The following is a 23,224-nucleotide window of genomic DNA, read 5'->3' on the forward strand; positions in this document are numbered from 1 at the left end:
GGTGCGGCAACGCCCTGGCCGATTCCATGCCTTGACGGGCAGTCAGTCACAGCTTCACCATCCAGGCACCCCATTCACCGTGGGCTGCCCGTGGCCACCCCACGGGCCGCCCCGAGGGAAGCCGGAGCCCCCACATGAAGCTCTCCGTTTCCGCGCGCGCCGTCACGGCGGCCGGCATGGCGACCGCCATGCTGCTGGCCGGCGGTGCCGTGGCCGACGCCGCGTCCTCCGCACCCACCGGAGCGACCGCCGCGCCGGACATACCCCTGGCGGGCGTCAAGGCCCACCTGTCCCAGCTGCAGTCCATAGCCACCGCCAACGGCGGCAACCGCGCCCACGGCCGCGCCGGTTACAAGGCCTCGCTCGACTGGATCAAGGCCCGGCTGGACGCCGCCGGGTACACCACCACCGTCCAGCAGTTCACCGCCTCCGGGCGTACCGGCTACAACCTGATCGCCGACTGGCCCGGCGGCGACCCGAACCAGGTCGTGATGGCCGGCTCGCACCTCGACAGCGTCTCCTCCGGACCCGGGATCAACGACAACGGATCCGGCTCGTCCGCCGTGCTGGAGACCGCCCTCGCCGTGTCCCGGGCGCAGTACAAGCCCACCAAGCACCTGCGGTTCGCCTGGTGGGGTGCCGAGGAGCTCGGCCTGGTCGGCTCCCGCTACTACGTCAACCGGCTGGCCACGGGCGACCGTTCACGGATCAGCGCCTACCTGAACTTCGACATGATCGGCTCCCCGAACCCGGGCTACTTCGTCTACGACGACGACCCGGCGATCGAGAAGACCTTCAAGGACTACTTCGCCGGCATCGGCGTCCCCACGGAGATCGAGACCGAGGGCGACGGCCGCTCCGACCACGCGCCCTTCAAGAGCGCGGGGGTCAAGGTGGGCGGGCTGTTCACCGGGGCCGGCCGGACGAAGACGGCGGCGCAGGCGGCCAAGTGGGGCGGTACGGCCGGGCAGGCCTTCGACCGCTGCTACCACTCCTCCTGCGACACCACCGCCAACATCAACGACACCGCCCTCGACCGCAACAGCGACGCCGTCGCGTACGCGGTGTGGGAGCTGTCGCAGTAGCCTCCGGGCACGCCTACTGCTTGCGGGCGCGTGCGGTGAGGCGGCCCATGCGGGCCCGGGCCGACTCCAGTTCCTCGATCTCCTCGGCGGCCGGGCCGCCCTCGGACGCGAGCTCGGTCCACAGGCCGACCAGACCGCTCCCCAGCTCGAGGCCCAGGGCCGGATCGCGCACGGCACGCCAGGCGGTGGCCGCGCTCCGCACGTTGCCGTACGCGCCCTCGGCGTCACCGGCGCGGCGCCGGGCACCGGCCAGGTCGAGCGACAGGTGGAAGGCGCGGAGCGGATCGCCGGCCAAGTAGGCGATGTACGCGGTCAGTTCGCGCAGCCGGAGCACCTCCGGGTGCTCCGGCCCGAGCGTCCCCGACGCCTGCTCGACGGTCCGGTCCGCCAGTTCGGCCGCCGCCTCGATCCGGCCCTCCTTCACGGCCTCGTTGATCCGCGCGACCGGCTCCGCGAGGAGCGCGGGGGTGGCGGGGTCGCCCGGGGCGCCGGGAGGTTCGTCCCCGAGCACGGCCTCCGCGACGGCGTCGAAGCCGCGGGCGGGGGTGGGCTTGGGATCGGGGTCGGCGGCGAGCAGAGCGGCTTCCGGAACCGGCCCGGTCCGGGACCCGCTTCCGGCCCCTCGGGCGGGGTGCGGGTGACCGGCCCCGGGCAGGGGCAGCGGCCGCGCGTCCATGGGCGGGTGACCGGCCCCGGGCTCGGGCCCCGGCCGTACGTCCACGGACGGGTGGTCGGCTCCGGGCCCGGGAAGCGGCCGCGCGTCCATGGCCGGCGGCGGGCCGAACGCGCCGGTGGGCGGTGCGACGGTGCCGGGCGGCGTGGCGGCGGGCGGCGGCGTGTCCCGCGGTGCGGGCTCCTGCACCGCGCGCAGTTCGAAGGTCGGTACGGGTTCGTCCCCGGTCTGCGGCTCGGGCACCGCGCGCAGCGGGAACGTCGGGGTCGTACCGTGGCCCGTCTCCGCCGCGGGGCGCAGGACATGGGTGGCCCGGTCGCTGCCGGACCGCTCCGGCCCGGCCCGGTGCGGGGGCGGCGACACGGGCTCGGCCGTGCTCGCGTGCGCAGGCCCGGACGCAGCCGGGGACGCCGGCCCGGCAGCAGCGGGACGCCCCGGCTCCACCGGAGCGCTCGCGTGCACCGGCCCGGCCGGAGGCATGGGTGCCGGCTCCCCCGGCGGCACGGGTGAGGGCTCGGACGAGGCCGCGCGCACCGGTCCGGCGGGAGGCGAGTGCACCGGCCCGGACGGAGGCGTGGGGGCCGGCCCGGACGGGGTCCGGCTCTCCGGGGCCGCCGGGGGCGTGCGCATCGGCTCCGCCGTGAAGTGGCTGGAGCCGTCCGGGTCGACCCGCAGCGGGACGACGTAGCCGATCCGCTCGTCGTGGACCGTGGCGAGGACGGAGTGGCCCGTGGCCAGGGCGATGTGGTGGAGGCGGCCGAGGACGGCCTGCTGGATCTCCTCGCCGGGGGCCGCGAAGACCGGGACACCGCCGACCGACGCGCCCTCGGACGCCCCGTTCGCTCCCGTTCCCGTCTCCGTGCCGGCCCCGGGGACGTGGACGTCGATCGGCGCCGCCGGGGTGGCCGCGCGCGCGGCCTGCTTCTGTTCCCGCTTCTTCTCGCGGCTGAGTCGCGACATCGTCCCCTCACTGGGCGTCGTACACCTAGTGTCGAGTGTGTCCGCTCGCCCCCGTTTCTCACGTCACCGGGGTGTCACAGGCTCGTCCCAAGGGCCCGCACCCCCGGAACGGTGGGTTCCGCAGGGCATGGGGACCTGCTCCGCGAGGGAGGAGAAGGGCATGCACACAGGCATGCGACAGGGACCGGAGATCTGGCTCCGGCCTCCGGTGACCGGCACGGGCCCGGGCGGTCCGGAGCCCACGCACGACCGTGCCGGGGCACGGCGTTTCTCCTGGGTGGGTACGCACGGTGGGGCGGGCGTCTCCACACTCGCCGCGGTCTACGGCGGTCACGACAGCGGCCGCTCCTGGCCCGGGGCCGGTGCCCCGCCGTCGGTGCTGCTGGTCGCCCGCACGCACGCGGCCGGTCTCGACACCGTCGCCGGCGTGGTGGAGGCCTTCCGGCGCGGCCAGGCTCCGCCGCAGCTCGACCTCGACGGCGTGGTCCTGGTGGCGGACGCCCCGGGCCGGCTGCCGCGTCCGCTCGCCCAGCGGGTGAAGGTTCTGGAGTCGGTCATCGACGTGTACCGCGTGCCGTGGATGCCGGCGTGGCGGCTCGGTGAGCTGGGCCGTCCGCCGCGCGAGACGGAGGCGCTGGCCCGCCTGACGGGAGCGGCGCGCTGACGGCCGCCCGGCTGTCGGCCGGGGACATCGCGGCGGGCGTCCGGGCCCGGGACCTGCGGGCGGTCGACGTCGTCACGGCGGCGCTGGAACGCATCGACCGGGCCGATCCGCACCTGTGCGCGTTCGTCGAGGTGTGGCACGAGGACGCACTGCGCCGGGCGGCGGAGGTGGACGCGCTGCTGGAAACGGGCGGGGCCGCCGGCTCCGGCGAGAGCAGGGCCGCCGGCTCCGGCGAGAGCAGGGCCGCCGGCTCCGGCGGGAGCTGGACCGCCGGCTCCGGCAGGGGCGTAGCCGGCGACTTCGGCAGGGGCGTAGCCGCCGACTTCGGCGCGGGCGGGGGCGCCGGGTTGGGCGGGGGCTGGACCGACGGCTCCGGCAGGCACGAGGCCGACGGCTTCGGTGGAAGCGGATCCGGCGGCTTCGGCGGAGGCGGCGTCCTGCCGCTGGCCGGTGTGCCGATCGCGGTGAAGGGGCGGTCCGGGCTGCGGGCGGCGGGGCCGCTGCTCGCCGCCGGTGCCGTCGCCGTGGGGGCGACCTCGGTGCCGGGGCCGGGGACCCCGTGGCAGACCTGGGGGCTCGGGGCCCGGGGCCGGACGGTCAACCCGTGGCGGGCGGACCGGACGCCGGGCGGTTCGTCGGCCGGGGCGGCGGTCGCGGTCGCGGCCGGGCTGGTGCCGCTGGCGACGGGCAGCGACGGGGCCGGGTCGGTGCGGATCCCGGCGGCCTGGTGCGGGGTCCTCGGCCTGAAGACCACCAACGGACGTCTTTCCCGCGCCGACCGCACGGGTCTGGCCGCGCCGGGCGTGCTCGCCCGTACGGCGTCGGACGCGGCGGCGTGGTGGCGGGTGGTGTCGGGTGAACCGGCTGCCACCCGTCCGCCCCTCCCCCTCCCCGCCGTCTGGTCGCCCGACCTGGGTTTCGACGCGCCCGACCCGGAGCCGGTGGCGCTGGCCCGGGCCGCGGTGGAGCGGCTCGTGGCGGCGGGTGCCGTACGGCTCGTGCGACCGCGGACGCCGGTGCGGCTCGCGGATCCCGGGCCCGCGTGGCTCGCCCTGCGCGCACCCGGCGCCAAAACAGCGCCCGGTGCCGGTGCGGACGGCAGCGCGTCGGCATCCGGCCTCGACGCGGCGCGCCGGGTGCGGGCCGGCAACGACCGGCGGCTGGCCGCCCTGTTCGCCGATGTCCCGCTGCTGCTGACGCCGACGGCTCCCACCGCACCGCACGGTCACGAGGGCCCGGGTGACCGCTACTCCACCTCTCTCACCTGGGCGTTCAACCTCAGCGGGCATCCGGCGCTGAGCATCCCGGCGGGTTTCGGGCGCGACGGCTGCCCGGCCGGGCTCCAGCTCGTGGCACCGCACGGGCAGGAGGCGCTGCTGCTCGCCGTGGCGCGGTGGGCGGAGGCGCACGGGGCCATCTGAGGAGAGCGCGGAGCTCCCCCGCCCGGGCGGGATCCGCACCCCTTGGCAGATTTAGTTGCGCATGCATATGATGCATACGCGCGTAATTGACGCACGCCGATTATTCAAGGGGAACAGCCATGACCCGCCGCTTCCTTTTCGTCCTGGGCAGTGCCCGCGCCGACGGCAACACCGAGTTGCTGGCCCGCCGGGCCGCCGAGCAGTTGCCGCCGGGTGTCGAACAGCAGTGGATCGACCTGACCGAGCACCCGCTCCCCGAGTTCGAGGACCTGCGGCACGACAGCGACCACGTCCGCCCGACCGAGGGCAGCGCGGCCCTGCTGCTGGACGCCACCCTCGCCGCGACCGACATCGTGATCGCCTCGCCGCTGTACTGGTACTCGGTCTCCGCGCAGACCAAGCGCTACCTGGACCACTGGTCCGGCTGGCTGCGCACGCCCGGGATCGACTTCAAGGCGACCTTGGCCGGACGCACCCTTTGGGGCGTCACCGCCCTGGCGCACGAGGAGGAGGTCGTCGCCGACCCGCTGATCGGGACGCTCAGCAACTCCGCCGCCTACATGGGGATGCGCTTCGGCGGGGTGCTGCTCGGCAACGGCAGCAAGCCCGGTGACGTGCTGAACGACACCGGGGCGCTGGCCCGGGCCAAGACGTTCTTCGCGCAGGAGGCACCGCTCGCCCGCTTCCTGTACGACGCCGAGGTCCAACCCGCCTAGGCCGTGATGTCCTTGGTCGTGAAGCGTGCCCAGGCCGCCGTGCCGAACACGGCCGCGTACAGGGCCTGGAGCCCGAGGTTCTTCGCCAGCTCGTCCCAGTAGACCGGCTCGCGCATCAGGTCGGCGAAGGACAGCCAGTAGTGCGAGAAGAAGTACGGCTGGAGGGCGTGCAGTTGCGGGATCTGGTCGAGGATCTGGACCGTGATCAGCAGGCCCACCGTCGTCGCCATCGCGGCGATGCCGCTGTTGGTCAGCGTCGACACGAACAGGCCGAGCGCCGCCACGCCGAGCAGTGACGCGGCGACGGCCAGGGCGATCAGCAGGGCTCTGCCCAGCCCTTCGGCGAAGCTGATCCGCGTTCCGGAGATGGTCGTCAGCTCCCCGAGCGGGAAGAGCAGCGCGCCGGCCGCCAGTGCCGAGACGGCGACCACGAGCGTGGCCGCCAGGCAGAACAGGGCGACCGTCGCGTACTTGGTGAGCAGCAGGCGTGTGCGGCCGGCCGGGGCGACCAGCAGATAGCGCAGCGTGCCGGCGCCGGCCTCCCCGGCGATCGCGTCGCCCGCGACGACACCCACCGCCATCGGCAGGAAGAACGGCAGGGTGGCGGCCAGGGCGGTGAAGACCAGGAACAGGCCGTTGTTGGTGATCTGGGAGATGAAGGCGGGCCCTCCCCCGCCTCCGCCGGGTGCGGAGCCGTCACTCGTCTCGATCTGCACGGCGATACCGACCAGGACCGGTACGCCCGCCAGCACGGCCAGCAGCGCGAGGGTGCGCCAGCGGCGGAAGGTGGTGGTCAGCTCGTCGCGCAGCAGCCCGAAGGCCCACAGCGCGCTCACCGGCCGTGCGGCCGGCGCCACGTCAGTGCGCGACATCGAAGCCCTCCCCGGTCAGCGCCACGAACGCGTCCTCCAGCGAGGCCCGTTCGACCGTGAAGCCGCGGACCCGCACCCCCGCCTCGACCAGCGCGGCGTTCACCTCGGCCAGGTCGCGGTCCGGCGGATCGCCGGTCACCCGGTCGCCGGTGACGGCGAGATCGCCCACGCCCTGCTCCTTCAGCACCCGGGCCGCCTCCGCCGCGTCCGGCGTGCTCACCACCAGCCGGCCGCGCGCCCCTGCCGCCAGTTCGGCGACCGGCCCCTGGGTGAGCAGCCGGCCCTGGGCCATCACGGCCGCGTGCGTGCAGACCTGCTCGATCTCGTCGAGCAGGTGGGAGGAGAGGAACACGGTCGTGCCGTCGGAGGCGAGTTCGCGTATCAGGGTGCGGATCTCGCGCATGCCCTGCGGGTCCAGTCCGTTGGTCGGCTCGTCGAGGACCAGCAGCCTGCGCGGCCGGAGCAGTGCGGCGGCCAGGCCCAGCCGCTGCTTCATGCCGAGCGAGTACGCCTTGGCCTTCTTGCCCGCCGCGGCCGTCAGGCCCACCCGGTCCAGGGCGGCGGCGACCCGGGCCCGCCGGGTGCGCGGATCGGCGGCCGGGTCGGCCGCGTCGTAGCGCAGGAGGTTGTCGCGGCCGCAGAGGAAGCCGTAGAGGGCCGGGCCCTCGATGAGGGCTCCGACGTGCGGGAGCACGGCCCGGGTGGCCTTGGGCATGGGCTGCCCGAGGACCCGTGCCGTGCCGGAGGTGGGCTCGATGAGGCCCATCAGCATGCGGATGGTGGTGGTCTTGCCGGACCCGTTGGGGCCGAGGAAGCCGAAGACGCTGCCCGCCGGGACGGTCAGGTCCAGCCGGTCGACGGCGAGCTGTCCGCCGCGGTAGCGCTTGGTGAGCGCACGGGTGGCGATGACCGGTTCCCCGGCCTGCCCGGCCCGCTGCTCCGGCTCCGTGCCGGACGGTTCACCCATCGGTTCCCTCGTTCTCCCGACGTCCCGCGGGTCCCGCACCGGGCCGGCGCCCGGTGCGGGTACGGGACTCACTTCCCGGCGTCGGCCGCCTTCACGAGCGCGTCCTTGGTGACGGCGCCCACGTAGACGGTGCCGTCGTCGGTGACGAGGGCGTTGACGAGGCGGGTCGAGAAGACCGTGCCCGAGCCGAACTCGCCGGTGACCTTGTCCCCGAGCGAGTCGAGGAAGCCGCCGAACTGGCCGGCCGCCTCGTCCGAGGGCACGCCCTCGCCGCCGGTGTCGAAGGTGGCTATGGCGTTCCAGCCCTCGCCGATGGTCCTCATGCCCTCGTGCCCGGCGCCGAGGTCCTTCCCGCCGGGGGCGTGCTCGCGGGCGTCGCCCTTGCCGAAGCCCTTGCCCGCGTCCTGGCCGGCGTCCTTCTCCTCGGTGACCTTCGCGCCCTCGGGCGGCGTGAAGTCGAAGGTCGAGGCGGCCGGCTGGGCGAAGCTGACCTGGGTGAAGCCGACGTCGACGACGGCGGCGCCGCCGCTCGCCGGGGTCAGCGTGAACTTCAGCGGCGTGCCCGTCTCCGCGTCCACGGCGACGGTGATCGCGCCGACCGTCGAGCCGGACTGCTTCGGCTTCACGAGCAGCTTGTAGGCGTCCCGGCCGGCGACCTGGGCGGTGCCGTCCACGGTCACGGAGGTCGTGTCGTCGACGGCCTTCAGCGCCTCCTCGGCGAAACCCTTCGGCGTGGCCGGCGGCCGCCGGTCCTTGCCGTGCTCCGGGCTCTCGGAGGCGGTGCCGTGGTAGACCTCGTTGGACTTGCTGTCGTAGGCCCACACGTCCTTGCCGTTGTGGACGATGCTGTACTCGGCGGCGTTCTCCAGCAGCGACAGCTTCTGCCGGTCGGGGCCGTCGGCGGCGACGCGCAGGGTGTGGGTGCCGGTGGCCAGTTCGGTGAGCCTGGCCGTCGGGTCGGCGGAGGAGCCGCCCTCGCCCCGGCCCGCGGCGCCGGACATCAGGCCGGACTCCAGGCCGCCGAGGTTCGGCAGGCCGAGGTCGGTGCTGATCTTCACCGTGCCGGAGAGCTGTTCGGTGTCCGACTCGGCGATCTTCTCGATGAGCTGCTGGGCGGTGATCTTCGGAAGGTCGGGGTCACCGGAGTCGGCGAGTGCGGGGACCAGGCCGATCGTCGCGGCCGCCACCCCCACCACCGTGACCGGGACGACGTACCGGGCGGCCTTGCGCCGCCGGGTGTGCTGCTCGTCGACCTCCCCGCCGGTCGTGCTCTCGTCGGATGCGTACGGTGCCATGTGTGCCCTACCTCCGTGGTCGGCGGCGGCTGTCCGTGTCGTCCACGCACTCGTCCCTGAGCCGCCATTCTCACCCGAACTGGTGAGGAGTGGTGTTTTCCGTGGTTTCCATCTGACCAAATCGGCCAGGGAGATACGTCAGACCCCGGACTCAACTCCGCGTACTGCTGCGGTATGACACGGAGGGGCGGCTTCTCCCCCGACCCGTAGGGGTCGGGGGACGGCGGGCGGTCAGCCGGCCCGGTGCACCACGGCGTCGCACAGCTCCACGAGCGCCGTCTTCGCGGCGCAGTCCGGCAGCGGCGCCAGCGCCGAGCGGGCGTCCTCGGCGTAGCGGACGGTGTCCCGGCGGGCCTGTTCGAGCGCCGGGTGGGCACGCAGCAGGCGCAGGGCCTCGGCGTGCCGGCCGTCGTCGGTGAGGTCGGAGTCCAGCAGCTCGCACAGGGCGAGGTCCTCGGCGAGGCCGAGCCGGGCCGCCCGCTCGCGCAGCCGCAGCACCGGCAGGGTCGGGATGCCCTCGCGCAGGTCGGTGCCGGGGGTCTTGCCGGACTCGTGGGAGTCGGAGGCGATGTCGAGGACGTCGTCGGCGAGCTGGAAGGCGACGCCGAGCCGCTCGCCGTACTGGGTCAGCACGTGCACGACCGTCTCGTCGGCGCCCGACATCATCGCGCCGAACCGGCACGAGACGGCGACCAGCGAGCCGGTCTTGCCGCCCAGCACGTCGAGGTAGTGCTCCACGGGGTCGCGGCCGTCCTGCGGTCCGGCCGTCTCCAGGATCTGCCCGGTGACCAGCCGCTCGAACGCCTCGGCCTGCACCCGCACCGCCTCCGGGCCGAGGTCGGCCAGGATGTGCGAGGCGCGGGCGAAGAGGAAGTCGCCGGTGAGGACCGCGACGGAGTTGCCCCAGCGGGTGTTGGCGCTGTCCACCCCGCGGCGTACGGCGGCCTCGTCCATCACGTCGTCGTGGTACAGCGTGGCGAGGTGGGTCAGCTCCACGACGACCGCCGACGGCACGATCCCGGGTGCGTGCCGGTCTCCGAACTGGGCGGCGAGCATCACGAGCAGCGGCCTGAACCGCTTGCCGCCGGCGCGCACCAGGTGCTGGGCGGCCTCCGTGATGAAGGGCACCTCGCTCTTGGTGGCCTCGAGCAAGCCTTCCTCGACTGCCGCCAGCCCGGCCTGGACATCGGCTTCCAGAGCCTGGTCCCGCACGCTCAGCCCGAACGGCCCGACGTCGGTCACGAGGGGTCTCCTGTCTGCTGGTGTCTGCCGGTGCTTACGCGGATTGTCGATAGGTCGCTGCCATCACTCGGATCAGCGTATCCGGTCACGTTTCGATCACCGCCAGCGCCCATGCTTACAGGCCGGGCGGTATCCGATCACGACCGCCATGTTTTCGATCAGCTCATAAGAACAGACATGTTCCGACTTTCCAGGAATTCACGACCTATGCTGCATTTGCGGCATTGACGAAGCAAATTCCTCTTGCGGACATTGCACCTCGGATCGTGATCAGTGAATTGAATCACTTTCCCCTCCCTCCCGCCCCGGCCGGGCACCGCGCGGTAGCGCCGTCCGGCGTAAGCGAGTTGAGCCTTGGCTCATGCAAAGGATCAAGCGGTCCCCCACCCCCGGAACAAGGTCATCCGGCGGCCGGTGTGACTCCGGTGCTTGTTCCCGGCATGTGCTCTCGCATACGTTCCGGCCCAGTCCGAGCGGACCGCCGAATCCTGCCGCCGCCCGGACACCCCACACACACCGACTCACTCACGCAGGGCAGGAGCGGGGGACCCAGGTAAGTCGCCGGACCGCACAGCGGAACGGCTCGGGGTGAAGCCGCGCACGACAGCACCACGCCGTGTGCGGCCGGGCACCTCCCGGCCCGAACCCGACAGCTCACCTCGCAGGCGCCGGAGAGGAACATCGCCATGCCCGGACGAGGTAAGCACCGTCGCCCCAGAAGGAACCCGATCACCCGTGGTGTCGTCGCCGCCGGCACCGGTGGGGCGGCACTGACCCTGCCGCTCCTCGGCGCCACGCAGGCCGGCGCCGCCGCCCCCCAGAGCGCGCCCGCCGCGCAGAGCGCTCCGCAGGCCGTCCAGCCCGCCAAGTCGCTCACGTACACCGTGGCCAAGGGCGACACGCTCTACGGCATCGCGGAGAAGTACGACGTCTCCGGCGGCTGGAAGCAGCTCTACAAGGCCAACCGCTCCGCCGTCGGCGACGACCCCAAGGTGATCCACCCGGGTCTGAAGCTGAAGGTCGCCACGGCCAAGGCCACCGCCGGGAAGAAGGCGACGCCGTCCGCGGCGAAGCCCGCGGGCGGTGTCACCCGGGCCACCCCGGCCGCCGCCACGACCTACGCGGACAACCTCGACGGATGGATCCGCGAGGCGCTGGACATCATGGCCCAGAAGGGCATCCCGGGGTCGTACGACGGCATCTACCGCAACATCATGCGCGAGTCGTCCGGCAACCCGCAGGCGATCAACAACTGGGACTCGAACGCCGCCAAGGGCACCCCGTCGAAGGGTCTGCTCCAGGTCATCGACCCGACCTTCGCCGCCTACCACGTCTCCGGCACCCCCTACGACCCGTACGACCCGGTCGCCAACATCACGGCGGCCTGCAACTACGCGGCCGACCGCTACGGCTCGATCGACAACGTCAACGGCCCGTACTGACCGGCCCCGCCCAGCAGTCGCTCGAGGACGACGGCGATGCCGTCGTCCTCGTTCGACAGGGTGATCTCGTCGGCGACGGCCTTGAGTTCGGGATGGGCGTTGGCCATCGCGACGCCGCGCGCCGCCCAGTCGAACATCGGGATGTCGTTGGGCATGTCACCGAAGGCGATGGTGTCGGCCGGCCGCAGTCCCAGGTGCTCGGCGGCCAGCGCCAGCCCCGTCGCCTTGGTCACCCCGCACGGCTGCAGCTCGACCGTGCCGGGGCCCGACATCGTCACCGTCGCCAGCGAACCGACCACGGACCGCGCGGTCGCCGCCAGTTCGTCGTCCGACAGGTAGGGGTGGCGCAGCAGCACCTTGCTGATCGGCTCGCCCCACAGCTCCTCGCGCCGCTCCACCCGCACCGCGGGCAGAGTCGGGTGCGGCATGAGATAGCCGGGCTCGATGAGCGTCAGGCCGTCGACACCGTCCTGGTCGACCGCCGCGTACACCTCCCCCACCTCGGCCTCGATCTTGCCGAGGGCGGTCTCCGCCAGCTCCCGGTCCAGGGTGACGGACCACAGCAGCCGGTGCGCGCCGGCGTCGTACACCTGCGCGCCCTGCCCGCACACCGCGAGCCCCGTGCAGCGCAGGTCGTCCAGGAGCGGCCGCACTCTCGGTGCCGGGCGGCCCGTCACCACGAGGTGCTGGGCACCGGCGTCCGCCACCCGCGCGAGCGCGGCGAGGGACCGGTCGGACAGGGTGTCGTCGCCGCGCAGCAGCGTCCCGTCCAGGTCGGTGGCGATGAGTGAATATGCGAGGGGTGCGGCCATGATCAGAGAATACGGACAACGCGACCGTTCGTTTCATCGCGCGCACACGCCGATTGCCCGGTTGAAGGCCTCTGCACCGGTTGGCAACAACATGGTCCGCTACCTACCCGAGGGGCCGCATCGGGCGGTACCTTCCAAGTGTCCAGGGGGGACTTGATCGGGGGGTCAGGTTGAGCAGTGGGCGCATACGTGTGGCCGGGCCCGGGGAGCTCGGCGAGAAGGAGAGGGAGCGCTGGCGCGCGCTGCGCGCCGCCTCGGAGGCGCCGCGCAACCCTTTCATGGAACCGGAGTTCACCGAGGCCGTCGGTCTGGTGAGGCCGCGGGCCCGGGTCGCGGTGGTCTACGAGGGCCCGGAGCCGGCCGGCTTCCTGCCCTACGAGCGGGGCCCGTTGGGCCAGGGCCGGGCCATCGGGCTCGGTGTCTCGGACGCGCAGGGCGCGGTCCTGCGCCCCGGCCTGGACGTGGAGACGGGCGCGCTGCTGCGGGCCTGCGCGCTGTCGTCCTTCGCCTTCGACAACCTGGAGTCCGGGCAGCGGCTGTTCGTCCGGTACGCGGCGGAGGAGCACACCACCTTCGTGGTGGACGTGGAGAAGGGGTACGAGACCTACGAGTCGGTGCTGCGCGCCCAGTCGCCGAAGTTCCTGAAGACCACCCTGGCCAAGGAGCGCCGGCTGGGACGGCAGGCCGGCGAGGTGCGGTTCGTGTTCGACGAACGCAACCCGGCGGCGCTGCGCACGCTCATGGAGTGGAAGTCGGCGCAGTACCGCAGGACCGGCCGCCGCGACCGGTTCGCGCAGGAGTGGATCACCCGGCTCGTGGGGCACCTGGCCCGCACCCGGGCACCGGAGTGCACCGGCACCCTGTCCGTGCTGTACGCCGGTGAGCGGCCCGTCGCCGCGCACTTCGGACTGCGCTCGGCGTCGGTGCTGGCCTGCTGGTTCCCGGCCTACGACCCGGAGTTCGCGAAGTTCTCGCCCGGTCTGGTGCTGCACCTGCGCATGGCCGAGGCGGCCGCCGCCGCGGGCATCGGCACGCTCGACCTGGGGCGGGGCGCGGCCGAGTACAAGGACGCGCTGAAGACGGGCGAACTGCCCGTGTACGAGGGTGCGGTGACGCGGCCGGGGGCGGGCGCGGCGCTGCACTGGCTGAGCCGCGAGCCGGCGCGCCGCGCGCACAGCTTCGTCCGCAGCCGGCCGCGGCTCGCCGCGCTGGCCGCGCGGACCCTGAAGGGCGCGGCCCGGCTGCGCCGTACCTGACGACGAGGGGGTGGGCGCATGGCCGGATCGGCGCGTGCGCGACAGGAGATCCGGCGGTTCCTGGCCATCGGGGCGGTGCAGGTCGCCGAGCTGGATCTGGACGGCGACCAGGCGGTGCTCAGACCCGGTCCGGGGAACCCGCCGATCACGCACGGTGAGGTGTTCGTCCTGGTCAGACGGCACGGCCGCCCGGTGGGCACGCTGCTCGCGCACGTACCGCAGGGGGCGGATCCGCGGGTCGTGCTGGCAGCGCGGGCGCGGGCGGAGTGCGCCGGTGCGGAATCCGGTGCGCCGGGGGAGCCGCCGTACGCCAGTGTCGTCGTGGCCACGCGGGAGCGGGCCGGGCAGCTGGCCCGGGCGCTGGACTCACTGCTGGCCCAGGACCATCCGCGGTTCGAGATCGTGGTGGTCGACAACGCGCCCGTGACGAACGGGACGCGGGAGCTGGTGGAACGGAAGTACGCCGAGCGCGTGCGGTACGTGTGCGAGCCGGTGCCGGGCCTCGCGGTCGCGCACAACACGGGGCTGGCGGCCGTGCGGGGCGAGGTCGTCGCCTTCACGGACGACGACGTGGTGGCCGACCCGCGCTGGCTGACCGAACTGACCGCGCCCTTCGCCGCCGACGCCGCACTGGGGTGCGCCACCGGGCTGATCCTGCCCGCGCGGCTGACGACACCGGCCCAGGTGCTGCTGGAGAGCCACGGCGGCTTCGCGAAGGGCTTCACTCCAAGGACGTACGACCCGGCGGACCCGCCGGTCGACGAGCCGCTGTTCCCGTTCACCGCGGGGCGGTTCGGCTCGGGCGCGAACATGGCGTTCCGCACGGACGTCCTGCGGTCCGTCGGCGGTTTCGATCCGGCGACCGGCGCCGGGACGCCCGCCCGGGGCGGTGACGACCTCTACGGCTTCGTCCGGGTCCTGGCCGGGGGCCACCGGCTGCGCTACACGCCGTACGCCCTGGTCTGGCACCACCACCGGGAGACCTGGCGGGACCTGGAGACCCAGGCCTACGGCTACGGCGCCGGGCTCACCGCGTATCTGACCGCCGTGCTGGTGAACCGTCCCGCGCTGCTGCCGGCGTTCCTCGCGCGGCTGCCGCGCGGCCTGGCGCACGCCCGGGCCCTGACGGCGGTGCGCGCGGCGGACGGGGCGGGCGGCGGTGGCCTGCCGGGGGACCACGACGCTCGGACCCATCCCTGGCCGCGGCGGCTGTCGCGGCTGCAGCGCAGGGGGATGGTGTACGGACCGGTCGGCTATCTGAAGGCGCGGCACGCGCTGCGCGCGAGTGTGCGGAGGGCGGGATGAGGACGTCGACGAGTACGCGCGGCGAGAGCCGGGGAAACGGCAGAGGCACCCCGGAGCGGGGGACGCGGGACGGTGAGGGACCGATAGCCGCGGCGGGCAGGGACGTCTCACGAGTTCCGGCGCAGGCAGGCGGTCGGGGCGGTGCCCGGGTCGTCCCCGTCTTCCTCTACCACTGCGTGATGGACGATCCACCGTCCTGGATCGCCGAGTTCACGGTCACGCCGCGGCAGTTCGCCGCGCATCTCGACGCCGTGGTGCGCAGCGGGCGCACCCCCGTCACGATCAGCGCGATCGCCGACCACCTGGCCGGCCGGGCACCGCTGCCGCCCCGGCCCGTGCTGCTCACCTTCGACGACGGATTCGCCGACCTGCCCGGCCCCACCGCCGAGGCCCTGGCCGAGCGGGCGCTGCCCGCCACCGCCTATCTCACCACCGGCGCCATCGCCCCGGGCGGCCGCAGTCTGCTGCCGCCCGCCCCGATGATGACCCTGGCCGGCGTGGCGGAGCTGGAACGTTCCGGCATGGAGATCGGCAGCCACACGGTCACGCACGCGCAGCTCGACACGCTGCCCGCGAAGGACCTGGCGTACGAGCTGCGCACGTCGAAGGCCGTACTGGAGGACGCCCTCGGGCACGAGGTCCGGCATCTCGCCTATCCGCACGGCTACAACAGCCCGCGCGTGCGGGCCATGTCGGCCCGGGCCGGCTACGAGACGGCGACCGCCGTCCGCCACGCCCTCAGCTCCGGCCACGACGAGCGGTACCGCATCGCCCGGCTCATCGTCCGCCGCGGCCACACCGTCGCCGACGTCGAGGGCTGGCTGGCCGGAACGGGCGCACGGGTCGCGCCCTACCGGGACGGACCGAGGACGGTCGCCTGGCGGTGGTACCGGCGGGCCCGCGCGGCCGTGCGCGGGCCCGAGTTCGCCGGCTGACCCGCCTACCTCAGCGGCTGGTTGAGATACGGGTCGGCCACCGCCTCGCGCAGGCTGTCCCAGGCGGCGTCGTTGGCCAGGGCCAGGTTGCAGTGCGGTCCGGGGTCGCGGTAGTTCCACTGCAGGGCGGCCTTCACGCCGTCCAGGCCCTTCAGCACCGCGGGCACCCGCGCGTACCACTCGGCCTGCCGCCGCGGGCGGGCCGGGTCCGCCGCGGTGCCGAACTCGGAGAGCATCAGCGGCTTGTCGTCGGAGATGTTCTCCCGGATCCACTCGTGCGTGGCGTCCTGGGTCTGCGCGAAGGTGAGCCAGCCGGTGTTGTGGCAGCGGTAGTAGTTGTACTGGTTGTAGCCGACCCAGTCGACGTACTCGTCGCCCGGATACATCTTCTTGATGACGTCCGCGTGGTCGAGGTACCCGGTGGTGATCCACGTCCACACCACGTTGTCGACGCCCAGCTCGCGGAACCGGTCGTGGATGTGCCGGTACGCCCGCACGAACTCGGCGGGCGTGCCGTTGGCCGGCGTGCGGGTGTCCATCTCCAGGTCGAAGGAGAGGAACACCTTCCTGCCGTAGTCCTTGATGCGCCGGGCCTGGACGTCGATGACCTTCTCGTCCAGCTCGCCGGCCGCGATCTGCTTCCAGGTCGGCTGCTGCCGTTTGCTGCCGCCCCACCACTTGCTCTCCCAGGAGAGCAGCAGCAGGTGGTCCTCACCGACGCGCTGCTCCTCCGGGGTCAGCAACTGGCCCTCGCGGCGGGTGCCTTCGGGCAGGGACATGTCGTGGTACGTGTACACGATGTCGAGTGCGCGTCCGACGCGCTTCTCGTAGGCGCGCACCTTCTCCGGCAGGTCGTCCCGCTCGTGCGGCACGAACGCGCCGAACCAGGCGCCGCACGGCGGTTCCAGCAGTGCCGTGGGGCGGCAGTCCGCCCGGGAACCGGCTGCTCCCTGGTCCTGTGGTCCGGAGGCGTCCCGCAGGGCGAGGACCGCGACCAGGACCGCGCTGACGACCGTGGCCGACGTGATCAGCAGACGGCGCCGGCTCGACGCGAACGGGCCCGGTGCCCGCTGGGTCTCTTCCGGTGGCCTGCGGTGCTGTCCGGCCGGCTGGGACCTGCGGCGAAAGGGACGGTCGGGACGGTTGAACCTCACGGAGCGGAACCCTTCGGTGTCCTCGGTGCCCTGGGCGCCGTCCCCGTCGTCGGGGAGGCGCGCAGCGGCGGGCAGAACGCGGCGAGTGTGGTCAGCAGAGTCAGCGTCAGCAGCACCCGCTGGGCGCTGAAGGTGTGGGTGGCGATCAGCACGGTCGCCACGAGCATCACGGCGGCGATGCTCGAGAACAGCGTGAGCATCAGCCGTTCCAGCAGGTCGGTGCGGCGGGCGAAGCCGGGGTCCCGGCGTTCGACGGGCCCTTCCGCGGGCCGCGCCGCGAACGCCGGGGCGCAGACCCTGACCAGGGCCGCACCCGGGCCCGCCGCGAGGAAGAGCACGACCGCGGCGCCCCGCAGCGGTGATCCGCCGGGCAGGGCGAGCGCGGCGAGCGCCAGCCAGCCGCCGAACGGCGGCAGCATCCGGACCACGAGCTCCTGCGGTGTCATCGCTCCGCTCCCCCCGCCTGCTCCAGTACGTAGAGCCGTCCGGCCCCGTTCTGGGCGACGAGCCGGAACCGCGGCGAGGCGGCGACCGACTCCTCGATCCGCTCCAGCTGCTCCCTCGTGAGCTGCCCGTTCATCTCGGAGTTGGCCAACTGCCCCTGGGTGAGGAGGAAGTAGGCCCGGGCGGGCCGCTCCACGCCTGCCATGTCGGAGGCGAGGGTGGCGGCCGGGTCCCGGACGATCCGGTCGACGTGGCTGCGGGCGTCGTCCAGGAACCAGTAGTGCTCGACGCTCCCGTAGGAGTCGTACGCCAGTGGGTAGTTGCGGTTGGCGGCGACCACGAGCGAGCCCTCGGGCGCCTGGTCGAACAGCTGCCGTACGAGGGCGACCTCCTGCGGTGGGAAGTAGTTGATCCGGTCCTTGCCGGAGTAGGCCGGGACGAACGCCAGCGTGCCGCCGAGCAGCGCGGCCAGCGGTATCCAGGTCCCGGCCCGCCGGCGGACGGCGACGGGGGCGTTCCGCCGGTCACCCGTCTCCTGCGCGGCGGCGTCGGCGGCGAGCGTGCGGACCTTGGGCAGGATCGCGGCGGCGGCGAAGAACGCGGCACCGGGCAGCATGAACAGCAGGACCCGGAAGATCATCTCGCTGCCGTAGCTGCTCGCCGCGAACATCGGCAGCGGGGCCGCCGCGATCAGCAGCAGCGGCCGGGCCCGGTGGCGCAGCACCCGCTGGCGCAGCACTCCCACGGCCGCGAGCAGCAGCACCGAGCCGGACAGCAGCCGGGCCGCCCAGGAGGTCGCGATGGCGCCGGTGCCCGTCGGGGTGGCGCCGTAGCCGGTCTCGACGTTGGCGCCGACGTCCCCCACGGAGCGGATCATGTCGGGCATCGCCGCGGACAGGAACGGCAGCGCGGCCGTCAGACACCAGGCCAGGAAGATCACCACCGTGGTGACCACCGGCACCCAGTCGCGGTAGCGGCGGCTGAGGCACAGGGCGACCAGGCAGACGACCAGCATCCCCGGGGTGAGCTGGTGGGAGATGACGATCGCCGTGATCAGAAGGGTGATGACCACCGTCCACACCGCCTGCCGGGGCCGGCCGCGCCCGGTGGACCGGCCGAAGCGGCGCAGGACGACCGCGAGGACCCCGACGTGCAGGGCGTAGGCCACGGACTGGGGCGAGAAGTAGTCCTGGCCGACCCAGTTGGCGACGTAGAACAACCACACCGCGGTCCAGATCAGCCGCCGGTCCTCGGTGAAGGTGCGGTAGATCACCAGCAGCGGGAGCAGCAGCATCAGGCTGGAGACCAGCGGCCACCAGGCCATGTACATCGCCGACGACTCCACCCCCAGCAGCCGCACCAGGGCGGCCTGGGCGGCGAAGAAGCCCGGCCACTGGTCGTACACCGCCATGTCGCCGACCTGGTCGGCCGTCTGCAGCCCCCCGGCCGTCAGCAGGTGGTCGATGACCGCGTCGTGTTTCCACGCCCAGGCGTAGAGCGGGGTCGGGTAGAGCACGGCCTGGGTGGCCCGCTCCATGACCAGCAGGCCGAGGACGTACGCCGCCGCCCAGGCGCCCGGCCGGCGCGGGTCGCGGACCGTGCACCAGAAGCCGGCCGTGAGCACCGCGAGCCCGGCCCAGAACGTCGGGTGCAGCGCGGTGACCAGGCCGTAGTCGTCGAGGCGCGAGACGTCCGTGTGCCGTACCGCGTACGCCCACAGCGCGAGCGCGGCGAGCAGCGGGAGGCCGGGCCAGGACAGCGCACCGCGTCCCGGCCGGACCGGGCTCAGGTCCGACAGGTCGCTGACGGGCTCGGGCGCCGGGCTGGACGACTCCGAGGACGTGGGGCTGGAGGACTGGCTGGCGGTCTCCGGGGTGCTGCCGGGGGTGGTCGCGCCGTCCCGTGCCGGTGTGGGTTCTGGCGTGGATCTCTCCTTCGGCGTTACTGGCGGACGCACGGTGTTCCCCCCTGGTGGTTCGGCTCTCCTCGGCCTGTCCGGCCGGTTCGGCGCGTGGCTTGATCAGTCGCTGGGCCGGTGGCCCGGGCGGGCGTCGGGCCGGTCGTAGGGCGGCCGGTCGTCGGGCCGGGCGTCGGGCGGCCGCTCGTGAGGCCGGGCGTCGGTCCGCTCGCCGGGCCGGTCGTCGGGCGGTCTCGGCGCGGCGGCGCGGCCGGCGGTGGAGCGGGCGGCTGCGGAGCGGGCGGCGGCGGAGCGGGCGAAGCGGGCCGGGCCCCACGCCGCCACGGCACGGCGGCACAGCGGAAGGAGCAGGACGAGGACGGCGAGGACGGCGAGCAGGAGCGGCGCGGCCGGGGCGAGCGCCTCACGCCACGCCCAGCCGCCGACCCCGACGAGGTACAGCACCCCCCAGCGCCCCGGCCACGGCAACCGCCCGCCCGCCCGCGCGAGCAACAACCACAGCGGCACGAGGCACAGCAACTGGCAGACCGGCGGCGCCCAGCGCAGCAGCGGGTCGGGCCCGTCGAGTCCCACTGCGTCCGCGAGGAAGCCGGCCGTCCTCTCGTACAACGCCCCGTCCACCGGCCGCGGTTCCCGGCCGAGGGCGACCGGCGCGGTGTACAGGGCGAGCAGGGCGGCGCACAGCGCCGTCCCCGGCAGCCGGACATCGCGCCGGGCGCACAGCGTGACGGCGGCGGCGAAGACCACGAGCAGCAGACCACCCGCGGTGAGGGAGGGCAGCGGCAGGCCCTCCAGCAGCTGACGCCCGGTCAGCGCGGCGCCGGTCGCCCGGTCGAGCCACGGCAGGTCCCGCAGCGGCGCGAGGAAGAACACCGCGGCCACGCCGAGCAGGCTCCAGAGGGCGCCCCGCAGCCGCCGCTCCCACGGCTCCTCGTCCACGGCCCGTTCGGCGGGTTCGAGGGGTCCGGCGGGTCCGGCGGGTCCGGCGTGTTCGCCGGGGTTACCGGGGTTGCCGTGCTCGGCGGGTTCCCGCGGCGGTTCCCTGAGGGGCCCCTCCGGCCGCCTGATCAGGGCCAGCGTGTCCGCCTGGAGTGCCTCGCGCTCGTAGCCGGGGCGTCCGATGAACAGCGTGACCGTGTAGTGGTCGCCGTCGTCGCCGTCGTCGCCGTCCCTGGGCTGGTAGGCGGCCCTGCGGGCCCAGGTCGTGCCGTACCCGGCCGTGGCGTTCAGTTTCGCCCAGCGGGTGCCGTAGGAGGGGTCGGCGGGGCCGGCCGGGGTGCGGACGGCGGGGGTGCCGTCGCCGGGGCGCAGGGCCGCGCGCAGCCCGGCCGTGGAGACGACGGCGATCAGGGTCATGCCGAGCAGCACCGCCCAGCCGGCTCCGGCGATCCCGGCCGGTGTGAACAGCACGGCCGCGCTGCCCAGCACCAGGGCGCACATGGCGCCCTGGAGCGCGGCGAGCACGCCGGTGCGCCCCTGCACGCGCAGTACGCCGATGTACAGCTCCACCACGACCCGGGGCAGCGCGCCGAGGGCGAGCAGCCGCAGCACGGTCGAGCCGTGCTCGGCGTAGTCCGGGCTGAACGGCGTGAGGATGTACGGGGCGAACAGGACGAGGACCAGCACGACCGGGACCAGCAGCAGGGTCATGCGGCGCAGGGCGCCCCGGACGCCGTCGGCGAGCTGGCGCGGGTCGTGCGAGGCGTGCGCGGTGAGGGAGGAGGCCATGTTGATGGCCATGAACTCCATCGTGCCGCCGACGGTGTAGGCGACGTAGAAGTAGCCGTTCTCCGCGGCGCTGAAGCGGACCGCGACCATCACCGGCAGAAGGTTGATCATCGCCAGGCTGAACAGGGCGCCCAGCGAGTCACCGGCCAGGAAGCGCCCCATGTCCCGGACCTTCGGGGGCTCCTTGTCGCGGTCGGCCTCCGCCTGGCGCGGGATGAGCCTGCGGAAGATCAGCCAGCCCAGCGGCAGGGTGGAGAAGGCGATCGCCACCGCCCAGGAGACGAAGATGCCGAGGACGGGCAGCGTGCCGGCGAAGACGGCCAGCAGGACGAGCTTCCCGACCGAGAACACCGCGTTCCCGGCGGGCACCCACTCGGCCTTGCGCAGTCCGGTGAGCACCCCGTCCTGGAGGGTGAGCAGCGCCCAGGCCACGCACGCGGCGACGAACACCGCGCCCGCCATGGGGGTGCCCAGCGGCGCGTAGGAGGCGCCCCAGGCGTCGAGCGTGAGCAGGAAGACGGCGGCGGCCAGCGCCACGATCAGTGAGCTGGCCGCGTACGTGCCCCACACCAGGCGCCCGGTCTCCCGTCCCGCGCGCGGGACGAACCGGACCACGGCGCCGATCATCGTCGTCGCCGTGATGCTCGCCAGCAGCCGCATCGCGGCGATGGCGGCGGAGCCCTGGCCGACGGCCTCCTCCGTGTAGTAGCGGGCGGCCACCAGCCAGAATCCCAGGCCCAGCACGGCGGAGACGCCGGTGCTGAGCATGAGGAAGTAGGCGTTCTTGAACAGCGAGTCGTGCGTGTGCTCGCTGTCGGGAGGCTGCGGTGCGCCGCCGGCACGCGCGGTGGCGGGCTCGTGCACCTGGATCTCGGCCACGGGACTACCCCAGCCCTCCCGGTGTCGGTCCGCTCCGGGACAACCGCTCCGGGGCGTCGGCCGGCCGGGCCCCGGACCGCTCCAGCACCTCCACCACCGTGCGCGCCCGCAGCGGGTCCACGGGCAGCGCGTGCCGCGCGAACCAGCGGGCCGCCTCGGGGGCCGGCGAGGGATCGGTGAACTCCGCGCCCGCGTAGTCGTCCAGCGGCGGGTCGTAGAGGTAGCCGACGACGACGCCCCGGTCCGCGAGGGCCGCGATCGCCGCGTCCCGGTCCTCGACGAACAGCGGGACCCGGAACAGCGGCTGCGTCCCGCAGGCCTCGCGCGGTCTGGCCCAGGGGGTGGCCAGCAGCCGCTCCGTGCCCGCGCGGCAGGCGTCGAGCACCTCGTCCAGCCGGTCGAGCCTGCGTCCGATGCGGCCGAGCCGCAGCCGCCCGGACTCCAGGCGGTAGTCGTGCATGTCGACGCGCAGCCACGGGTGGTGGGCGTCGAGCCCGGGCGCCTCGCGGGCGGCGCGCGCCAGTTCCTTTGGGCGCAACGGCATCCGGATCTCCTCGCGGTCGGCCAGCCCGAGCAGCCGGATCGCGGCTCCGGCGGCCCGCCGCAGCCGCAGCCCGCGCACCGCCGCCTCCGCGTACGGCCGCACCCCGAAGGCCAGTTCGGATCCGATCCGGCCCGGCGCGAGCAGCCTCGCGCGGGTCTCCTCCACGGCCTGGCGCAGCCCCGGGTCGGCCAGGGACAGCATGCCGCCGGCCTGGGCGCCGGCGTGCTTGGACAGGCTGAACGCGGAGGCCTCGCCCCAGGCCCCGACCGGCCGGTCCCCCACCCGGCTGCCGATGGCGTGGGCCGCGTCCTCGAACAGCGGGATGCCCAGCGCGTCGCACGTCGCTCTGAGGCGCGGCGCCGGGTCGGGATTCCCGTACAGGTTCGTGGTGAGCACGGCCGACACCGAGCGCCACGTCTCGTCCGGCACGGCGTCGACGTCGATGGACGCGTCGAGCGGGTGCAACGGCGCCTGCACCGGGCGCAGTCCGGCGGCGAGCACCACGAAGAAGATCACGTCGTCGTTGACCGGCGACATCAGCACGCGTCCGCCGGGCGGGCACCAGTGGCGCAGCGCCACGTACAGCCCGAAGCGGCACGACGGTACGTACACGCATTCCCGGCCGAGCCGCCGGCGCATGGTCTCTTCCAGCCGCTTGAGCCGTGGACCATGCCGCACCGAGCCCGGACCGGCCTCCCCAATGGCCATCCGCCCCCCTGGTGTGCCGTCGGAACGCCCCCTCCCCGAGGCCTTCCGGCACCCGCCCAGAGTCGCCCCGTTCGCACCGCTCCGTCAAGATTGCGTCGCGTCCTGTGGATAACTTCCGGCACGTACACATGTGCGGTCCCGTCCGCCGCGCGGGGCACGGCCGACGGTCCGGTCCCGTCACACCCGGGCCCACCTGCCCCGTTG

The 23,224-nt window shown here is 73.9% G+C and carries 19 protein-coding genes and 1 riboswitch; of the genes, 8 read left to right on the plus strand and 11 right to left on the minus strand.

What is annotated here, in order from left to right; all coding sequences use genetic code 11:
• The first annotated feature begins 134 nt into the window (after positions 1-134).
• A complete protein-coding gene (locus tag ACF07N_RS10765; protein WP_392110707.1) occupies positions 135-1,085 on the plus strand; it encodes a M28 family metallopeptidase in 951 nt (316 codons plus the stop codon).
• Positions 1,086-1,098: 13 nt separating this feature from the next.
• On the opposite strand, the gene ACF07N_RS10770 is transcribed toward ACF07N_RS10765, so the two are convergent.
• The gene (locus ACF07N_RS10770) at positions 1,099-2,718 is read right to left on the minus strand and encodes a tetratricopeptide repeat protein (protein ID WP_392110709.1); all 1,620 of its coding nucleotides are present in this window, start codon (positions 2,716-2,718) and stop codon (positions 1,099-1,101) included.
• A 160-nt stretch (positions 2,719-2,878) separates the two neighbouring features.
• On the opposite strand from ACF07N_RS10770, the gene ACF07N_RS10775 reads away from it, so the two are divergent.
• From ACF07N_RS10775 to ACF07N_RS10785, 3 genes are all read left to right on the plus strand, one after another.
• The gene (locus ACF07N_RS10775) at positions 2,879-3,382 is read left to right on the plus strand and encodes a DUF6668 family protein (protein WP_392110712.1); all 504 of its coding nucleotides are present in this window, start codon (positions 2,879-2,881) and stop codon (positions 3,380-3,382) included.
• Between the two features lie 131 nt (positions 3,383-3,513).
• Positions 3,514-4,803 (plus strand): amidase family protein, encoded by a 1,290-nt coding sequence (locus ACF07N_RS10780; RefSeq protein WP_392110715.1) that lies wholly within the window; start codon positions 3,514-3,516, stop codon positions 4,801-4,803.
• 119 nt (positions 4,804-4,922) lie between these two features.
• Positions 4,923-5,519, plus strand: a complete 597-nt coding sequence (locus ACF07N_RS10785; protein ID WP_383334274.1) for a flavodoxin family protein — start codon at positions 4,923-4,925, stop codon at positions 5,517-5,519.
• Here ACF07N_RS10785 and ACF07N_RS10790 read toward each other — a convergent pair.
• The 4 genes from ACF07N_RS10790 to ACF07N_RS10805 form a co-directional block, all read right to left on the minus strand.
• The gene (locus ACF07N_RS10790; protein WP_392110719.1) at positions 5,516-6,391 is read right to left on the minus strand and encodes an ABC transporter permease; all 876 of its coding nucleotides are present in this window, start codon (positions 6,389-6,391) and stop codon (positions 5,516-5,518) included. The two genes, ACF07N_RS10785 and ACF07N_RS10790, sit on opposite strands and share 4 nt — an antisense overlap.
• Entirely contained in the window at positions 6,378-7,358 is a 981-nt protein-coding gene (locus ACF07N_RS10795) for an ABC transporter ATP-binding protein (RefSeq protein ID WP_392110722.1), read from the minus strand. Before ACF07N_RS10795 ends, ACF07N_RS10790 begins: the two co-directional genes overlap by 14 nt.
• Positions 7,359-7,426: 68 nt before the next feature.
• Positions 7,427-8,653 (minus strand): outer membrane lipoprotein carrier protein LolA, encoded by a 1,227-nt coding sequence (locus ACF07N_RS10800; RefSeq protein WP_392110725.1) that lies wholly within the window; start codon positions 8,651-8,653, stop codon positions 7,427-7,429.
• 231 nt (positions 8,654-8,884) lie between these two features.
• Positions 8,885-9,895, minus strand: coding sequence for a polyprenyl synthetase family protein (locus ACF07N_RS10805; protein WP_383334282.1), 1,011 nt, complete (start codon positions 9,893-9,895; stop codon positions 8,885-8,887).
• A 504-nt stretch (positions 9,896-10,399) separates the two neighbouring features.
• A riboswitch (cyclic di-AMP (ydaO/yuaA leader) is annotated at positions 10,400-10,578 on the plus strand.
• Between the two features lie 3 nt (positions 10,579-10,581).
• On the opposite strand from ACF07N_RS10805, the gene ACF07N_RS10810 reads away from it, so the two are divergent.
• A complete protein-coding gene (locus ACF07N_RS10810; protein WP_392110729.1) occupies positions 10,582-11,337 on the plus strand; it encodes a transglycosylase SLT domain-containing protein in 756 nt (251 codons plus the stop codon).
• Here ACF07N_RS10810 and ACF07N_RS10815 read toward each other — a convergent pair.
• Entirely contained in the window at positions 11,301-12,149 is an 849-nt protein-coding gene (locus ACF07N_RS10815; protein WP_383334286.1) for an HAD family hydrolase, read from the minus strand. The genes ACF07N_RS10810 and ACF07N_RS10815 overlap by 37 nt on opposite strands.
• A 170-nt stretch (positions 12,150-12,319) precedes the next feature.
• On the opposite strand from ACF07N_RS10815, the gene ACF07N_RS10820 reads away from it, so the two are divergent.
• The 3 genes from ACF07N_RS10820 (at position 12,320) to ACF07N_RS10830 (ending at position 15,645) form a co-directional block, all read left to right on the plus strand.
• A complete protein-coding gene (locus ACF07N_RS10820) occupies positions 12,320-13,405 on the plus strand; it encodes a GNAT family N-acetyltransferase (protein ID WP_392110732.1) in 1,086 nt (361 codons plus the stop codon).
• 18 nt (positions 13,406-13,423) lie between these two features.
• The gene (locus tag ACF07N_RS10825; protein WP_392110735.1) at positions 13,424-14,710 is read left to right on the plus strand and encodes a glycosyltransferase; all 1,287 of its coding nucleotides are present in this window, start codon (positions 13,424-13,426) and stop codon (positions 14,708-14,710) included.
• A 179-nt stretch (positions 14,711-14,889) separates the two neighbouring features.
• On the plus strand, positions 14,890-15,645 hold the full coding sequence (locus ACF07N_RS10830) for a polysaccharide deacetylase family protein (RefSeq protein ID WP_383334292.1): 756 nt from the start codon (positions 14,890-14,892) through the stop codon (positions 15,643-15,645).
• Between the two features lie 5 nt (positions 15,646-15,650).
• Here ACF07N_RS10830 and ACF07N_RS10835 read toward each other — a convergent pair whose 3' ends face one another.
• The 5 genes from ACF07N_RS10835 to ACF07N_RS10855 all read right to left on the minus strand — a co-directional run bounded on the left by ACF07N_RS10835 (position 15,651) and on the right by ACF07N_RS10855 (position 23,020).
• Positions 15,651-16,799: a glycosyl hydrolase gene (locus tag ACF07N_RS10835; RefSeq protein WP_392110738.1), complete on the minus strand. Its 1,149-nt coding sequence runs from the start codon at positions 16,797-16,799 to the stop codon at positions 15,651-15,653.
• On the minus strand, positions 16,796-17,245 hold the full coding sequence (locus ACF07N_RS10840) for a hypothetical protein (RefSeq protein ID WP_392110741.1): 450 nt from the start codon (positions 17,243-17,245) through the stop codon (positions 16,796-16,798). Before ACF07N_RS10840 ends, ACF07N_RS10835 begins: the two co-directional genes overlap by 4 nt.
• Positions 17,242-19,200: a glycosyltransferase gene (locus ACF07N_RS10845; protein WP_392110744.1), complete on the minus strand. Its 1,959-nt coding sequence runs from the start codon at positions 19,198-19,200 to the stop codon at positions 17,242-17,244. Before ACF07N_RS10845 ends, ACF07N_RS10840 begins: the two co-directional genes overlap by 4 nt.
• A 63-nt stretch (positions 19,201-19,263) precedes the next feature.
• Positions 19,264-21,768, minus strand: coding sequence for a lipopolysaccharide biosynthesis protein (locus ACF07N_RS10850; protein WP_392110747.1), 2,505 nt, complete (start codon positions 21,766-21,768; stop codon positions 19,264-19,266).
• Positions 21,769-21,772: 4 nt separating this feature from the next.
• Entirely contained in the window at positions 21,773-23,020 is a 1,248-nt protein-coding gene (locus tag ACF07N_RS10855; RefSeq protein ID WP_392110749.1) for a DegT/DnrJ/EryC1/StrS family aminotransferase, read from the minus strand.
• Between the last annotated feature and the right edge of the window lie 204 nt (positions 23,021-23,224).

Origin of the sequence: Streptomyces sp. NPDC015242, assembly GCF_043079125.1 — a bacterium.
GTDB lineage: Bacteria > Actinomycetota > Actinomycetes > Streptomycetales > Streptomycetaceae > Streptomyces.

What these genes read in the sequence shown, in the direction of transcription:
- ACF07N_RS10840 (WP_392110741.1), bottom strand. Translation starts at nt 17,245, where the DNA reads ATGACACCGCAGGAGCTCGTGGTCCGGATGCTGCCGCCGTTCGGCGGC.
- ACF07N_RS10825 (WP_392110735.1), top strand. Translation starts at nt 13,424, where the DNA reads ATGGCCGGATCGGCGCGTGCGCGACAGGAGATCCGGCGGTTCCTGGCC.
- ACF07N_RS10855 (WP_392110749.1), bottom strand. Translation starts at nt 23,020, where the DNA reads ATGGCCATTGGGGAGGCCGGTCCGGGCTCGGTGCGGCATGGTCCACGG.
- ACF07N_RS10785 (WP_383334274.1), top strand. Translation starts at nt 4,923, where the DNA reads ATGACCCGCCGCTTCCTTTTCGTCCTGGGCAGTGCCCGCGCCGACGGC.
- ACF07N_RS10765 (WP_392110707.1), top strand. Translation starts at nt 135, where the DNA reads ATGAAGCTCTCCGTTTCCGCGCGCGCCGTCACGGCGGCCGGCATGGCG.
- ACF07N_RS10795 (WP_392110722.1), bottom strand. Translation starts at nt 7,358, where the DNA reads ATGGGTGAACCGTCCGGCACGGAGCCGGAGCAGCGGGCCGGGCAGGCC.
- ACF07N_RS10810 (WP_392110729.1), top strand. Translation starts at nt 10,582, where the DNA reads ATGCCCGGACGAGGTAAGCACCGTCGCCCCAGAAGGAACCCGATCACC.
- ACF07N_RS10800 (WP_392110725.1), bottom strand. Translation starts at nt 8,653, where the DNA reads ATGGCACCGTACGCATCCGACGAGAGCACGACCGGCGGGGAGGTCGAC.
- ACF07N_RS10775 (WP_392110712.1), top strand. Translation starts at nt 2,879, where the DNA reads ATGCACACAGGCATGCGACAGGGACCGGAGATCTGGCTCCGGCCTCCG.
- ACF07N_RS10770 (WP_392110709.1), bottom strand. Translation starts at nt 2,718, where the DNA reads ATGTCGCGACTCAGCCGCGAGAAGAAGCGGGAACAGAAGCAGGCCGCG.
- ACF07N_RS10815 (WP_383334286.1), bottom strand. Translation starts at nt 12,149, where the DNA reads ATGGCCGCACCCCTCGCATATTCACTCATCGCCACCGACCTGGACGGG.
- ACF07N_RS10830 (WP_383334292.1), top strand. Translation starts at nt 14,890, where the DNA reads ATGGACGATCCACCGTCCTGGATCGCCGAGTTCACGGTCACGCCGCGG.
- ACF07N_RS10790 (WP_392110719.1), bottom strand. Translation starts at nt 6,391, where the DNA reads ATGTCGCGCACTGACGTGGCGCCGGCCGCACGGCCGGTGAGCGCGCTG.